16 protein-coding genes are annotated in these 14,231 nt (G+C 34.1%); 4 read left to right on the forward strand and 12 right to left on the reverse strand.

Translation table 11 applies throughout. From position 1 onward, the window contains the following. The first annotated feature begins 10 nt into the window (after nt 1-10). Nucleotides 11-1,351, forward strand: coding sequence for an IS5 family transposase (locus VUJ46_RS00265; RefSeq protein ID WP_326981209.1), 1,341 nt, complete (start codon nt 11-13; stop codon nt 1,349-1,351). Here the strand turns inward: VUJ46_RS00265 and VUJ46_RS00270 are convergent. From VUJ46_RS00270 to VUJ46_RS00320, 11 genes are all read right to left on the reverse strand, one after another. Next, the gene (locus VUJ46_RS00270) at nt 1,310-1,753 is read right to left on the reverse strand and encodes a hypothetical protein (protein ID WP_326983015.1); all 444 of its coding nucleotides are present in this window, start codon (nt 1,751-1,753) and stop codon (nt 1,310-1,312) included. The genes VUJ46_RS00265 and VUJ46_RS00270 overlap by 42 nt on opposite strands. 254 nt (nt 1,754-2,007) lie before the next feature. Continuing rightward, nucleotides 2,008-2,661: a GDSL-type esterase/lipase family protein gene (locus VUJ46_RS00275; RefSeq protein WP_326983016.1), complete on the reverse strand. Its 654-nt coding sequence runs from the start codon at nt 2,659-2,661 to the stop codon at nt 2,008-2,010. Nucleotides 2,662-2,725: 64 nt separating this feature from the next. Next, the gene (locus tag VUJ46_RS00280; protein WP_326983017.1) at nt 2,726-3,196 is read right to left on the reverse strand and encodes a lipocalin family protein; all 471 of its coding nucleotides are present in this window, start codon (nt 3,194-3,196) and stop codon (nt 2,726-2,728) included. 227 nt (nt 3,197-3,423) lie between these two features. Then, nucleotides 3,424-4,587, reverse strand: a complete 1,164-nt coding sequence (locus VUJ46_RS00285) for an iron-containing alcohol dehydrogenase (protein ID WP_326983018.1) — start codon at nt 4,585-4,587, stop codon at nt 3,424-3,426. Nucleotides 4,588-4,790: 203 nt separating this feature from the next. After that, nucleotides 4,791-5,591, reverse strand: coding sequence for a DUF3667 domain-containing protein (locus tag VUJ46_RS00290; RefSeq protein WP_326983019.1), 801 nt, complete (start codon nt 5,589-5,591; stop codon nt 4,791-4,793). Between the two features lie 22 nt (nt 5,592-5,613). Continuing rightward, a complete protein-coding gene (locus VUJ46_RS00295) occupies nt 5,614-5,862 on the reverse strand; it encodes a hypothetical protein (protein WP_326983020.1) in 249 nt (82 codons plus the stop codon). Nucleotides 5,863-5,971: 109 nt separating this feature from the next. Next, the gene (locus tag VUJ46_RS00300; RefSeq protein WP_326983021.1) at nt 5,972-6,250 is read right to left on the reverse strand and encodes a hypothetical protein; all 279 of its coding nucleotides are present in this window, start codon (nt 6,248-6,250) and stop codon (nt 5,972-5,974) included. Then, nucleotides 6,222-6,902, reverse strand: coding sequence for a hypothetical protein (locus VUJ46_RS00305; RefSeq protein WP_326983022.1), 681 nt, complete (start codon nt 6,900-6,902; stop codon nt 6,222-6,224). Before VUJ46_RS00305 ends, VUJ46_RS00300 begins: the two co-directional genes overlap by 29 nt. An 87-nt stretch (nt 6,903-6,989) precedes the next feature. Beyond that, nucleotides 6,990-7,529, reverse strand: coding sequence for a helix-turn-helix domain-containing protein (locus VUJ46_RS00310; protein ID WP_326983023.1), 540 nt, complete (start codon nt 7,527-7,529; stop codon nt 6,990-6,992). 170 nt (nt 7,530-7,699) lie between these two features. Then, nucleotides 7,700-8,311, reverse strand: coding sequence for a hypothetical protein (locus VUJ46_RS00315; RefSeq protein ID WP_326983024.1), 612 nt, complete (start codon nt 8,309-8,311; stop codon nt 7,700-7,702). A gap of 34 nt (nt 8,312-8,345) precedes the next feature. After that, entirely contained in the window at nt 8,346-8,750 is a 405-nt protein-coding gene (locus VUJ46_RS00320) for a hypothetical protein (protein WP_326983025.1), read from the reverse strand. 301 nt (nt 8,751-9,051) lie between these two features. On the opposite strand from VUJ46_RS00320, the gene VUJ46_RS00325 reads away from it, so the two are divergent. Beyond that, nucleotides 9,052-10,392: an IS5 family transposase gene (locus VUJ46_RS00325; protein ID WP_326981209.1), complete on the forward strand. Its 1,341-nt coding sequence runs from the start codon at nt 9,052-9,054 to the stop codon at nt 10,390-10,392. 7 nt (nt 10,393-10,399) lie between these two features. Here the strand turns inward: VUJ46_RS00325 and VUJ46_RS00330 are convergent, their stop codons facing one another. Further along, on the reverse strand, nt 10,400-10,939 hold the full coding sequence (locus VUJ46_RS00330) for a hypothetical protein (RefSeq protein WP_326983026.1): 540 nt from the start codon (nt 10,937-10,939) through the stop codon (nt 10,400-10,402). Between the two features lie 170 nt (nt 10,940-11,109). Between VUJ46_RS00330 and VUJ46_RS00335 the strand changes: the two genes are divergently transcribed. Next, nucleotides 11,110-13,644 (forward strand): phosphoenolpyruvate carboxylase, encoded by a 2,535-nt coding sequence (locus VUJ46_RS00335; protein WP_326983027.1) that lies wholly within the window; start codon nt 11,110-11,112, stop codon nt 13,642-13,644. Beyond that, nucleotides 13,610-14,212, forward strand: coding sequence for a hypothetical protein (locus VUJ46_RS00340; RefSeq protein ID WP_326983028.1), 603 nt, complete (start codon nt 13,610-13,612; stop codon nt 14,210-14,212). Before VUJ46_RS00335 ends, VUJ46_RS00340 begins: the two co-directional genes overlap by 35 nt. Nucleotides 14,213-14,231: the final 19 nt, after the last annotated feature.

The following is a 14,231-nucleotide window of genomic DNA, read 5'->3' on the forward strand; positions in this document are numbered from 1 at the left end:
AAGTGGCAAAATGTTAGGCAAAATAAGAGAGGATTTACAGCAGAATTTATTCAAGACCAGGCTTACGGAGCTTATTAATATGGAGCATCCGGTGGTAAAATTAGCTGGGGAGATTTCCTGGGATAAAATGGAGTCAGAGTTTGAGAAATTATTTTCAGAAAACGGAAGACCTTCTATTGCTATCCGTAAAATAGCAGGAATGCTTTTGCTCAAGGAAATGTTTAAAGAAAGTGATGAAAGTGTAATAGAGAGATGGATTGAGAATGCGTATTGGCAATATTTTACCGGAGAAACCTTTTTCCAGACAGAGCAGCCTTTCGATCCGAGCAATTTTGTACACTTCAGAAAAAGAATTGGAGATAAGGGTTTGGAATTTCTTTTGGGACAAAGCGTTTCTCTCCATCCCAAAGCCAAAACAGAAGATGAAGTTCAGGTAGATACGACGGTTCAGGAGAAGAACATTACCTTTCCTACCGATGCCAAATTAGCAAAAAAAGTAATCGACAATTGTAGAAAAATAGCAGAAAAAGAGAGCGTTGTACAAAGACAAAGCTACAGAAGAGTGAGCAAACAATTATTGCGGGACGCTTTTTTTGGACATCATCCCAGAAGACAGAAGAAGGCAAAAATGGCGAGGAAAAAGCTCAGGACGATTGGTAAAAGAGTTCTTCGGGAATTGGAAAGAAAACTTCCTAAAGATGTTTTGAAAGGCTACGAAGACGTTTTTAAAATTTACCTTAAAGCACTCACCCAAGAACGTACCACGAAAGATAAAATTTACAGTCTTCACGAGCCACAAGTTGCGTGTATTGCGAAAGGAAAATCGGGAAAAGCATACGAGTTTGGGACAAAAGTAGCAGTAGTAAGAGGTCGGAAAACAGGGATCATCAGCTCGGTAAAGAGATTTTCTGGCAATCCTCACGATAGTAAAACTCTTGAAGAATCATTGGCACAGAGTGAGAGGGTAAGAAAATCCGTTGGCGGAACAAGACCTACGAAAGCCACTACAGACAGAGGATTTAAAGGAATCAAAGAAGTGGAAGGAACAGCAATTTTGCTTCCCGCAAAAAAAGAAAAAACAAAATATGGGCAACAAGTAGCCAGATTAAGATTCCGGGCAAGAGCAGCCATAGAACCTTGTATCTCTCATTTAAAAAGAAACCACTCCTTAGGATTAAACTTCCTGAAAGGAGTGGCTGGAGATATTAATAATGCATTATTAGCAGGGATTGGATACAATTTGAAGATGAGATTGAATCAAATCAAACAACAAATTCTTCTTTGGCTCGAACTTGTTCTCCGAATCTTTTTAGGCAAATATAATTTTCAAAGTCAAAAAACAGCTTTTTAAGGAGCGACTAAATAATCCCCAATTATCCGTAATAAAATGTCTCGGATTAAAGGCAGCGACCCATTTTATGAATAAAAGACGGAAATCTTCGATCTGATTTCTGATGAGTTTGTAATATGCGGCATCAGAAAAGCCAAACATCTCAAGAACATTTCCCCCCACCATAATGTCGCGGGCAGCTTTTCGGATAATTGCTGCATTTTCCATCTTAATGTCATACAGTTTTACCGCTTCTGCACCTGAAATCTTGGACTGAATAACCATGATATCTTCCAGAAGATGGCGTTTTATGCTTTGCAGATATTCGTTATCTTCCGGAAAAAGATCAGTGATGGTTCTTAAAGTATTATCAATTTCTTCAGCTTTCTGAAAAAGTGGGAGGTCTTCAGCAAATCGTCTCATATTCTATTATTTAATCTGGTTTAATCTAATAAGTAAGAGCCTGTCTAAAATTTAAATATTTCAATAAAATTTTAAACAGACTCTACGTCTTTTTTTTAACTTATTTTAAATGTAAACGCAAAAAAGAGATATTAACTTTATTGGATGTATTTACGGGAGTGTAAAGTCCGCTAAAATTAAAAATTCTCGATTTTTTTTACCTTTCTGCTCTTTTTTGCATTAAAAAGGTGACTTCCCGCTTTTCATAAATCTTGTTATTTCATATAAGGCTTCATAGCATTAGCCCAAATTTCATATCCTGCCGGAGTCATATGAAGCATATCTTCCACAAAAAGATCCTTTCTCACATTTCCGTTAGCATCTTCCATTCCTTTAGTGATATCAATATATCCAGATTTTGGTTGCTTTTTCATGAAGGCGGCGATTTGCTTATTTGCTTCTTTCATTTGAGGCCAAAGCTTTTCGCGGCTCGGAGAAAATTTGATAGAGATATAATCTACTTCAATATTCGGGAATTTTGTACGGATTTTTTTATAAAATGTTTTGAAACGGTCTACTACTACTTTTGCTTTTAATTTTTCATTGTCTGCAAAATCGTTGTCACCACAATAAATAATGATTTGTTTTGGCTGATAATTTAAAAGATCATCTGCATAATAATTAAGATCAATTAATCTTGATCCTCCAAAACCTCTGTTAATAATCGTCTTGTCGGGAAAATAACTGGCTACATCTGTCCATTTGGTAAAAGATGAGCTTCCTATTAAAAGGATGGCATCTTTTGGTGGTACCGTTTCCTGATCTAATTTTTTAAACTCCTGAATGTCTTGCCAGTACATCGGTTTTTTTTCCTGTGAAAAGAAAAGGGCAAAAGTCAGCAGTAAAAATGCTGAAAGAATCTTCTTCATTGTTAATATATTAAATTAATACGTTCTCATAAAAAACTCCCGAAAGCTTCGGGAGTTTTATTTGTTATCTTATATAATCTACATAGATATAATCGGGAGTTCCGTCTCCATCATAATCTTGCATATCGTCTTTATCTTGCAATTCCATCATTCTTAGCTCTTTGCTTGTAAGAACGGTAACTCTGTATTTGTCATCTCCTTCATTCTTGAATTTCAATGTCAAATCTTTTGTTTCTTCATTATAAGTATATGTACCTTCGCTGGTTGCATTTACCTGGCAATCTGCTCCGGTTCCTGTGTAGGCAGTATATTTTGTATAAAAATCTGTTCTGAAAGTAATAAAACTTTTAGCCTCACATCCTGTAGGTACATCTGTATTAATTACTGTTTTATTGTCTTTTCCTGAAACATACTCTATTTTGCTTACCTTCCAGTCGCCTTTCATGATGTCTAGTTCATAAGCTTTAGTATCATCATCTTCACAAGAAGTAAGCGCTAGCGCTGAAAAGGCAAATAAAAGTAGTTGTTTTTTCATTTTTACAAATTTAAGAATATGCTAAAATATAAATAAATTTGAAATATCTATAATGAAATTCAGGTTTTTTAAACGAATGTTTGTAAAAAATATAATCTGGGTAGCAGGTTTTAGGATTTAGGTTTTAAAAAAATCTCTAAAGCAGCATGATTTCTCATTTATTCGAAAAATATAACAGTCTATTTTTTTTAACTAAATCCTAAGTCCTAATATCTACTACCTGAATATTAATAACTCATTTCCACAATCTTATAAGCATCTTGTGGCGTAAGGTTTTTATGTTCTCCTAGACCTAACCAGTTTCTTTCTGTAAATGCTTTTTCCACTCGTTCAGCTGTTCCGTTGAAGTCTTCAGTATATTCTGAAAGTTTGGTCTGGATATGCAGGCTGTGGAAAAATTCTTCTAATTTTTGAATTCCCAATTCTGCTTTTTCTTCCACTGAACCTTCTTTAATACCCCAAACTCTTTCCGCGTATTGCGCTAATTTTCCTTTTTTAGCTTCAAAATTATAACGGTAATGAGAAGGGGCAATGATTGCCAATGTTCTTGCGTGATCGATTCCGAAATAAGCCGTCAATTCGTGTCCCATTGCGTGAACTGCCCAGTCGGTAATCACACCTTTCTGAATCAGTCCGTTCAGAGCCATTGTGCAGCACCACATAAAGTTTCCTGCCGCATCATAATTAAAATCATCTGCCAATACTTTGGGAGCAGTTTCCTGTAAGCTGATCAAAATGCTTTCAGCAATTCTCTCCTGAAGATCTGCCGAAGAAGGAGCTGTCATGTACTGTTCCAAAACGTGAGTATACGCATCTGTAAGTCCGTTTACCACTTGGTTTTTAGGAATAGTTCTTACCACTTCAGGATCTAACACAGAAAATTCAGGGAAAAGTCCCGGACCACCCGAAGATAGTTTTTCATTAGTTTCTCTTCTTGAAATTACATATCCCGAATTCATTTCAGAACCCGTTGCTGGCAATGTTAAAATACTTCCGAAAGGCATTCCTTCACCTTCAAAAGTACGTACGGGTTTTGTAAGGATTTCCCAAGGTTCACCATTGTAATTGGCAGCTGCAGAAAGAAATTTCGTTCCGTCGATCACAGAACCGCCACCTACAGCCAGAAGATAGGTAATATTATTTTCTTTAATGAAGTTTAAAGCATTAATCAATACTTCATATTCAGGATTGGCAGGAACTCCGCCGAATTCATATAGAGTGTGATCTTTCAAAGCTTCTTTTACCTGATCGTAAACACCATTATTTTTGATACTTCCGCCACCGTAGATCATTAAAATTCTTGCATCTTGAGGGATTTCTTTTGAAATTTTAGCAATTTCACCTTTCCCGAAAAGTATTTTTGTTGGATTTTTAAATTCGAAATTAAGCATTGTTCTTAAATTTATAATAATTCAAATTTACGGAAAGCATCGTGAAATTTAAGTTAAGAAAGTTTTAAAATTAAAGTTACTATGATCGACTTTAAGAATGAAAGACGTGAAAGTATTTTAGATTAAATTTTGTATAAAAAATAACCACAAAAGAGAGACAAAATATCACTTCTTTTGTGGTTATTGAATTATAAAATGAGCTCTTATTTTTTTGGAAGTAAATATTGAACAGCTTCAGGACCTTTGATATAAGCATAAATACTGAGTCCGATTACTATAAGAATAAGCATGATGAAATAAGCAACGACGATCAACCCAAAAATTCCAATTACCCTTAGAATAATTGTTTTCCATGATCGCTCACTGTAAAATCCTTTATAGAACCAGATGAGCATAAAGAAACTGCCGACAAAAAGGACGAGCGTCGTGAAAATGGCAAAAAGCTGAATGTCATCCCGGATAAAATAGAGGATAGGATATACAAAAATAATATTGAGAATATTATAATAAGAAAGGACGAAAGCATTCATTACCACATGTTCATAGTAATTCTGCCCCCATTTCATAAATACTGTTTTCGATAATAAGGCAAAAAACGGAACCAACAAAAGCATAAAAATAGAATTGTAGCTGTTCATTGTCGCCATCAAGTCTGTTAATATCGATGAATTGGGAGTATATTTTTCGTAAAATAGCTTAAGAACCTTTTCAAAATGAATGACTTTGTAAGAAAGAAAAGCGGAAATACCACTTAACAAAAACGCAAGCAGAATAGGTTTATAATGATTGACCCTGTTGCCGTCAATAAAATCTTTCGCTGTTTTGCCAGGGTTTTTAAGAATTTTTTTTACCGAATACAGGAAACCTTTATTGGTGTGAAGAAAAGTATACTGAACTTCATCAATCACATATTTTCTGTTGATTCTTTTGTATTTTTTCTGCCCGCAGTTTCCGCAGAAATTAGCCGTAATTATTTCATTACAGTTGAGACAAATGTTTTCCATCGTTAATTGTTTTTTTGTGAAATTATTTTGAATCTCTGCTTTTTATTTCGTCTTTTATCTGCTTTAAAACAGCAAGACTCGGTAATAACGATCCGAAGCATGCAACGGAAATAGCCGCCAATGCAGGTTTTTTAGAGGTAATGGAAACATACAGAAGAATGCAGCAGGTGAGAACCATAAAACTTCCCAAAACAATAACGATTATTTGACTGTTTTTCTCTTTTGCTTTAAGTTCATCTAAACTCAGTTCGTTTAATTTTTTAGTTTTCATAGTTTTCGAAGGTTATTGAAAACGAAACTACAAAAAAATCCTTAAAGTATAAACTTATATGATCTGATTGGATAATTTGTAACTCTAAATTCATAAATTGTAGTATAATTTACCTTTTTACGATGAATTTTTCATTTTTGCAATCCAGGATCAGGGTTGAATGAAGAAAAATTTTATTTCCAAGCATTCCTTTCATTCCCGAACTTTTCATCAGGAAGTTTTGCATTTTCGATGTTCCTTCAATATGAGTGACCTCGGATAGTGGCAAAAAGGAATTCGCAATCTTCAGTTTTTGACGGGCAAAAGATGTTTTTATGGTTAATGAATTTCCCCACGAATTTCCTTTTTCATATTTTGTTTTACTGTTGGGGGAACCTGTATTTTGCATACTGCTCAGCATGGGTAATCAATTCATATCCGCTGGTTCCGGAATCATACATCAGTTTTAAATGCTCATTTCCGATGGTAGCCGGAATTAAAATTTTTCGCTTTTTAAATTCAAAATTGCAAAATCCTTTTTCATCAATTGTTTTAATGAACGAACAAAGATGATGCTTAAAATTTAAGACAATAATTCTCTTCTCAAGCAAATCGCTTCCAATAGTTCCAATGATAGAAATAGCTTTTGGATTGTTAAAATTAATTTCATTTCCATAGGGAATGAATGAGAAATAGGGAGAAGAAACTTGCATTTGATCTATATTAAAACTTAAAATCAACTCTTTAAAATTTCCTTTGGGAAGAAACTTTTTTTGAATAGACTTTAAAGGGTTTTGATAAAATGTAGTGGTTGGGGACCCGGTATCAAGCTGCATATAAAATGTCTGATTGATATTTTTTAATCTGACGGGAAGCAAAAGGGCAGAATGAAGATTGTCTCCGTCTGCGATCCATGTTATCTTACTATTTTCCGAAATGCCAGAGATGATAAGCCGATTAGGCGGTGGCGTAAATTTTTGGTTAAAATAAATATAGCCTACAATCAATAACAGGCTGAAAATAATAAATGTACCTACTGCAATTTTCTTGAAAGTTTTCATTTTCGTTTTTTCTGCAAGATTCGCATTTCTAAAATCAAATTCCTGCAAAAATGATATGACAATTTTACGACAATTGAATGACTGTTTTTATAAGAAGTTGATTTTTAGATTTCTATATAAATCGTTTTTCTTGTTTAAACTTAATCCATTCATAATGATAATGATCAGTTTTAAAACTAAAAATAAAAGTAAAGGGATGAGAAAGACGGGAAATCTCAGCGAAAATAGTTTTTGAATAAACGGAGTGACAATCATTACAACAGAAGTAATAAGCGCCAAAATAATCTGAATACTTACTATATTTTTACCCAATTCTTTGTTATCATGATCTTTCGTTTTGTAAGTCAAAATCATTGGAAAAATAATACCCCCAAAGGGAATAATGAGTCCGGCTAATGCGGAGAGATTAATCAGTTTTGCTCTGGAAAGATCAATAATTTTTTCTTTCACAGAAAGATTTTCAGAATCTGTATTCAAAGCGTTGGCTAAAGCCTTTAAAGTATATCCTTTTGGGATGTTTCCGGCTTCAATCCTTTGAACGGTTCTTAAAGAAATTTCTGCTTTTTCCGCAAGCTCAGTTTGAGTTAAGTTTTTACTTTCTCTCAATAATTGAACTTGGTTTTTCATGGCAAAAATTATCAGTGGTTAAAAGACAAAAATAGTGAATGAAGTGGAAATTTTCAGGTCTAATCTAAATCTTCAATTTAAATTTTTTTGGAGCTTCCATAATCAAACGTCAGCTCGAGTGATTTTTCGTAACAAAGTGAAGAAAAATTGTATCGAGAGCTTTTAGTAATTTATGGATTTAAACAATCTTCACTTTTAAAATAAACCCCATTGCTTTTACTTTCAAGTTTGCCTGTTTTTCTGTTGATTTTAATGAAAAAAGATTCTTTAGTCTGAGGACAGTTTTTGGTCTTTGACAAATACAGAGAAATATTTTGATTGTCCATTTTATAAGAACCTCCCGTTTTATCACCGGAATCAAAAGTAAAACCATACGTTTTCGCAATCAGAAGTGCTTCCGGAAGATTATCAATCGAGCCAATAAATGTTCTCAGCTGTTGTTCATCAGAAAAATATCTTGACTGGCTGTTTTCACAGGCAATGATATAGGAAAAACATCTGTTGCCCACGCATTCCTGAAAGAAACCTTTTTCAGGTGCCGGATCATTGATCGTCATCAGCATAGGCATCTGACTTTCATAAATGATAGATTTATCGGGATCCGGATCGCTGTCGTTACGAAGAACCGACCAATAATCGAATTTTTTGTCAGGCACAATAAAAGGGTAGAGCAGATCTGTATTGTCGAGAATTTCCGGAATTTTTTTGAAATCAGAAGGAACCGTTTTCTGGCTGAAAACGAAACCGGATAATAACAAGGCCATCGGAAAAAATAATTTCATTCTGTAGTTTTTGCAAATTTAGGAATGTCAAATCTTATTCCAATATAATTTTATAATGTCCTTTTTCGTCTTTTACATCAATGCCTACGCCGGTAAATGTTAATTTATCAATTTGATAGCCGTCACAACCGCCTTTAAATTCAGAAGATTGGATGGAAAATTTAAAAACTTTCAAAGAAGAATAAAAAGTATAATTTTTTGTTCCGTTATAAGCACCCACATTTTCTAAAACAACTTTATCATCGGATGTTGTCGTTAATGGTACACTCACATTATTCTCGTCCTGAATAGAATAAGGTTTCAATGTTCCATTCGTGATCAGATTTTCATTATTGGAATCCACGAATTCAAAAACAATTGGGAAAGGTGCATTGTAGCAAGTTTCGCCACAAGCGGTGAAGAGGAATGTGAGAGTAAAAAGTAGGAATATTTTTTTCATGGAATTGTAGATTAATTAAATAAAATTAATCATTAAACCTTAGGTAAGCAAAATTATAATATATTTGAATTATAACGAGTTCTGAATATTTTTAAAGCCTGAGCAAGTTGACGATCTGTAATATCAAAATCATCTATATTGAGCTCTATTTTATCTTTATCGTGAAAGAAGTACAGATAATTAGTCATTCCTTAAAAACCAAGTAATATTTTGATTATCAGTTTTATGCACTTATATTTCGTAAAAAATCGTTGTAAAAAATTGCAATAAATTGTATTTTTAGGATATAAAAAGTGGCAAAATGTTAGGCAAAATAAGAGAGGATTTACAGCAGAATTTATTCAAGACCAGGCTTACGGAGCTTATTAATATGGAGCATCCGGTGGTAAAATTAGCTGGGGAGATTTCCTGGGATAAAATGGAGTCAGAGTTTGAGAAATTATTTTCAGAAAACGGAAGACCTTCTATTGCTATCCGTAAAATAGCAGGAATGCTTTTGCTCAAGGAAATGTTTAAAGAAAGTGATGAAAGTGTAATAGAGAGATGGATTGAGAATGCGTATTGGCAATATTTTACCGGAGAAACCTTTTTCCAGACAGAGCAGCCTTTCGATCCGAGCAATTTTGTACACTTCAGAAAAAGAATTGGAGATAAGGGTTTGGAATTTCTTTTGGGACAAAGCGTTTCTCTCCATCCCAAAGCCAAAACAGAAGATGAAGTTCAGGTAGATACGACGGTTCAGGAGAAGAACATTACCTTTCCTACCGATGCCAAATTAGCAAAAAAAGTAATCGACAATTGTAGAAAAATAGCAGAAAAAGAGAGCGTTGTACAAAGACAAAGCTACAGAAGAGTGAGCAAACAATTATTGCGGGACGCTTTTTTTGGACATCATCCCAGAAGACAGAAGAAGGCAAAAATGGCGAGGAAAAAGCTCAGGACGATTGGTAAAAGAGTTCTTCGGGAATTGGAAAGAAAACTTCCTAAAGATGTTTTGAAAGGCTACGAAGACGTTTTTAAAATTTACCTTAAAGCACTCACCCAAGAACGTACCACGAAAGATAAAATTTACAGTCTTCACGAGCCACAAGTTGCGTGTATTGCGAAAGGAAAATCGGGAAAAGCATACGAGTTTGGGACAAAAGTAGCAGTAGTAAGAGGTCGGAAAACAGGGATCATCAGCTCGGTAAAGAGATTTTCTGGCAATCCTCACGATAGTAAAACTCTTGAAGAATCATTGGCACAGAGTGAGAGGGTAAGAAAATCCGTTGGCGGAACAAGACCTACGAAAGCCACTACAGACAGAGGATTTAAAGGAATCAAAGAAGTGGAAGGAACAGCAATTTTGCTTCCCGCAAAAAAAGAAAAAACAAAATATGGGCAACAAGTAGCCAGATTAAGATTCCGGGCAAGAGCAGCCATAGAACCTTGTATCTCTCATTTAAAAAGAAACCACTCCTTAGGATTAAACTTCCTGAAAGGAGTGGCTGGAGATATTAATAATGCATTATTAGCAGGGATTGGATACAATTTGAAGATGAGATTGAATCAAATCAAACAACAAATTCTTCTTTGGCTCGAACTTGTTCTCCGAATCTTTTTAGGCAAATATAATTTTCAAAGTCAAAAAACAGCTTTTTAAGGAGCGACTAATTAATTTCCGGTCGGTAATCATTTTTTGACTCTCGACTCACAAGATGCTTTACAATAATTTTTTCCAGTTGTATTTCATTCCATAAATATTTTGGTCGATTTTCTATTTGAATTCCTTTGCCATCAATGGAAATCATGATTTTGGATATTTTTTTAATCTCCAAAATGATTTTAAAAACAAAATAACCAATAAATCCGGTTAGTACAAGTAATATAAATATCACAGTACCATTAAATTGGAATTTAAAAACTGAAAGAAAAAATAATCCTAAAATAACGAAAATACTATAAGCCGCAATTGCGATGATTCGTCCTGATTGAGAATACTTAACGATCACTTCATCAGGAATAGTTTTTTCATCATATTCAATAGCATCTTTTTTATGAATATTATATTCTTTATGAATAAAAACTCCATTAATAAAGGCTCCTATAAAAAAGATTATTGAAAGAATGAAAAAATATTGAAGTAAATAAATACCTGTGAAGAGTGCTAAAAGCCCTAATACAGCATAAAAAATAATTCCGAATTTCATGGATTGTTAATGTTTTTTACTAAGATACAGCTTTCACTTAACTCGCATTGATTTTAAGAGAATATTTTTTACGTTTAATTGATTATATCCTGCAAAAATATTGATAAATTTTCATTATTTTTAAACTTAAGTTCATTTGAATTCAAAATAAAATCTCCTACATTTGTTATATGATACACGACCAACGCGCAGAAAAATTCAGGCAGATTGTGGAAAATAAGTTCCAAATCTACAATTCATTATTTATGAGCCTGCCTTATGATAAAATGACGAATATAGGGATGCTTCTCCCGTTTCTTTGTGAGGAAAGTAAACTCGGTTACGATGCTGGAAAAACGCCCGAAGAAATCGTAGAAGAATTCTTTAAAAACCATACCGATTTGCAGACTGAAGAGCAGAAACTCGAACTGCTTTTTAAAATTATACAATATATTGAAAGACAGGTTGTTTTGTTCGATAGTATTGAAGATGCTGCATTTCCAAACCTTCATTCTGAAAGTGATAACGGAACGGTGACCAATCTTTTCGAGCGCTCACAGCAGGATCATAAGATTGAAAAAGTTCGTGAAAAGCTGAAAGATTTTGCCATCAAGATTGTTTTCACGGCGCACCCGACTCAGTTTTATCCGAATTCTGTACAGAGAATTCTTCATGATCTGAGAAATGCGATTACCACAGATTCCATCACAAATATTGATACGCTGTTGCAGCAATTGGGAAAAACACCGTTTGTGAACAAAGAAAAACCGACTCCGATTGATGAAGCGTTGAGCATCATTTATTATTTGAGATATGTGTATTATGATACGATTGGCGAATTGTTTACCAAAATAAAAACAACGTTTGGAAACGACCATTTTCATTTGCATGAAGATGTCATCCAGCTGGGCTTCTGGCCGGGAGGTGACCGCGACGGGAATCCTTTTGTAACGGCAGATGTTACGAAAAGGGTTGCCGAAGAACTGCATTCTGCGATTTTAAAAGCCTATTACAACAATCTGAAAACGGTAAGAAGAAGATTGAGTTTCAGAGGGGTTTCTGATGTTTTGAAAAAGCTCAGCGACGAATTGTATGGCGCTATTTTCAGAAGTGAAAGAATTACGGCGGAAGAGATCATTAAAAGAATTGATGAAGCAGAAAAAATTCTTGTGGAAGAGCACAATTCTTTGTTCATCGATACATTGGTCAATTTCAGAGATCGTGTGAAGATCTTCGGAACCCATTTTGCGACATTGGATGTTCGTCAGGACAGCAGAATTCATCAGAAAGTGATTGATGATGTTTTTGCTAAAGTTTATGGAAATATTGAAGCTACTAACGAAGAAAAGTTTAATCAATTAATTCAAATCTCAGAAAAAGTAAATGCTGATGATTTTGAAGATATTGTAAAAGATACTTTATTAACGGTTTCTCAAATCACCGAAATCCAGCAATTGAACGGATTAAGAGGTATGAACCGTTATATTATTTCCAATTCGGATGCCGTAAAAGATGTGATGAATGTGTATGCTTTTTTCAAAGTTTGTGGCTATCAGGATGAAGAAATTAATATGGATATTGTTCCGCTTTTCGAGACGATGGAAGGTCTTGCCAACGCCGAAAATGTGATGAATGAACTGTATCAGAACCCTATTTACAAAAAACATCTGGAGAAAAGAGGAAATCAGCAGACGATCATGCTTGGTTTCTCGGACGGAACCAAAGACGGAGGTTACCTGAAAGCCAACTGGGAAATTTATAAAGCAAAAGAAGTATTAACTCAACTTTCAGAGCAAAACGGAATTAAAGTCGTATTCTTCGACGGAAGAGGCGGACCTCCAGCAAGAGGAGGCGGTAAAACCCACGATTTCTACGCTTCTCAGGGGAAAACAATTGCCAATAATAAGATTGAATTAACGATTCAGGGGCAAACGATCACCAGTATTTTCGGAAATAAAGAACAGGCAAAACATAACTTTGAACAGTTGTTGACCGCAGGAGTGGAGAATGATGTGTTCAAAAATGCCAAAAAAGATTTAACGGAAAAAGAAAGAGCTTTAATTATTGAACTGGCAGAAATCAGTTATCAGAAATATTCAGATTTAAAGGCGCATCCAATGTTTGTTCCTTACCTTCAGGAAATGAGCACGCTGGAATATTATGGAAAAACAAATATCGGAAGCCGGCCATCAAAAAGAGGAGGCGACAGCGAATTGAAATTTGAAGATCTGAGAGCCATTCCGTTTGTGGGTTCCTGGGCGCAGCTGAAGCAGAACGTTCCCGGATTTTTTGGCTTCGGATATGCGATGGAACAGCTGAAAGCTCAGGGAAGATTTGAGGAAGTGAGAGAATTATACAAAGGTTCAGATTTCTTCAAAACTTTGGTGTTGAACTCTATGATGAGTATGAATAAAACATATTTCCCTTTAACTTATTACATTAAAAATAACCCTAAATTCGGCGAATTCTGGAATGTTTTGTTCGATGAATATACACTTTCAAAGAATATTATGCTTGAACTGACAGGCTTTAAAATGCTTCAGGAAGAAGATGCACTTTCCCGAAAATCGGTGAAAATTCGTGAAAAGATTGTATTGCCACTGTTGAGTATTCAGCAATATGCTTTAATGAAAATTCAGAAAGGGGAAGGCGATCTGGAGGCGTATGGAAAATTGGTGACACGTTCGCTGTTTGGAAATATTAATGCGAGTAGGAATTCGGCATAAAATAAATTGTAAAGATGAAAAATTTATCATTAATTATAACATTAATTTTACGTTTTCAATAAACGCACAAAAATTAAAGCTAAAAAACTTTATTCTTACTGATTATGAAATAGAACAAAATGATAATATTTATATTAAATCATTTTCTATTATAGATCAAAAAGGTAATTTAAAAGTATATTCTGATAGTTATGATGGGAAAAATTATTTTGAATATAAATTGTCAACTGCTGAAATTGAAGAAATAAACTTATTAGCAAAACAAAGTTTAGAAAGCTGGATTAAACAAAAGCAACTAAAGAAAAATCAATTTTTTGCAGGGAGCAGAAGAATGATTCGATTCGAAAACAACAGAAAATTAGAATCTTTATGTTTTATTGAGCCTTTTATGAGTGAAGAGTTCATGAATATTTTAAAAATATTAAATGATAAAATTTACAAGCATGATTCATTAGCTAAAATTGAAAGCTTTACAGTTGATTTTGAAAAAATAAAAAAAGAAATCTTGAAAAGAAATAAAATTGATAGCTATCTTCCAGATAAAGCAGTTATTACACAAGTTAGATAAAAAAAACCTCTCGGCTCGA

The organism is Chryseobacterium sp. MYb264 (assembly GCF_035974275.1).
Taxonomy (GTDB): Bacteria; Bacteroidota; Bacteroidia; order Flavobacteriales; family Weeksellaceae; genus Chryseobacterium.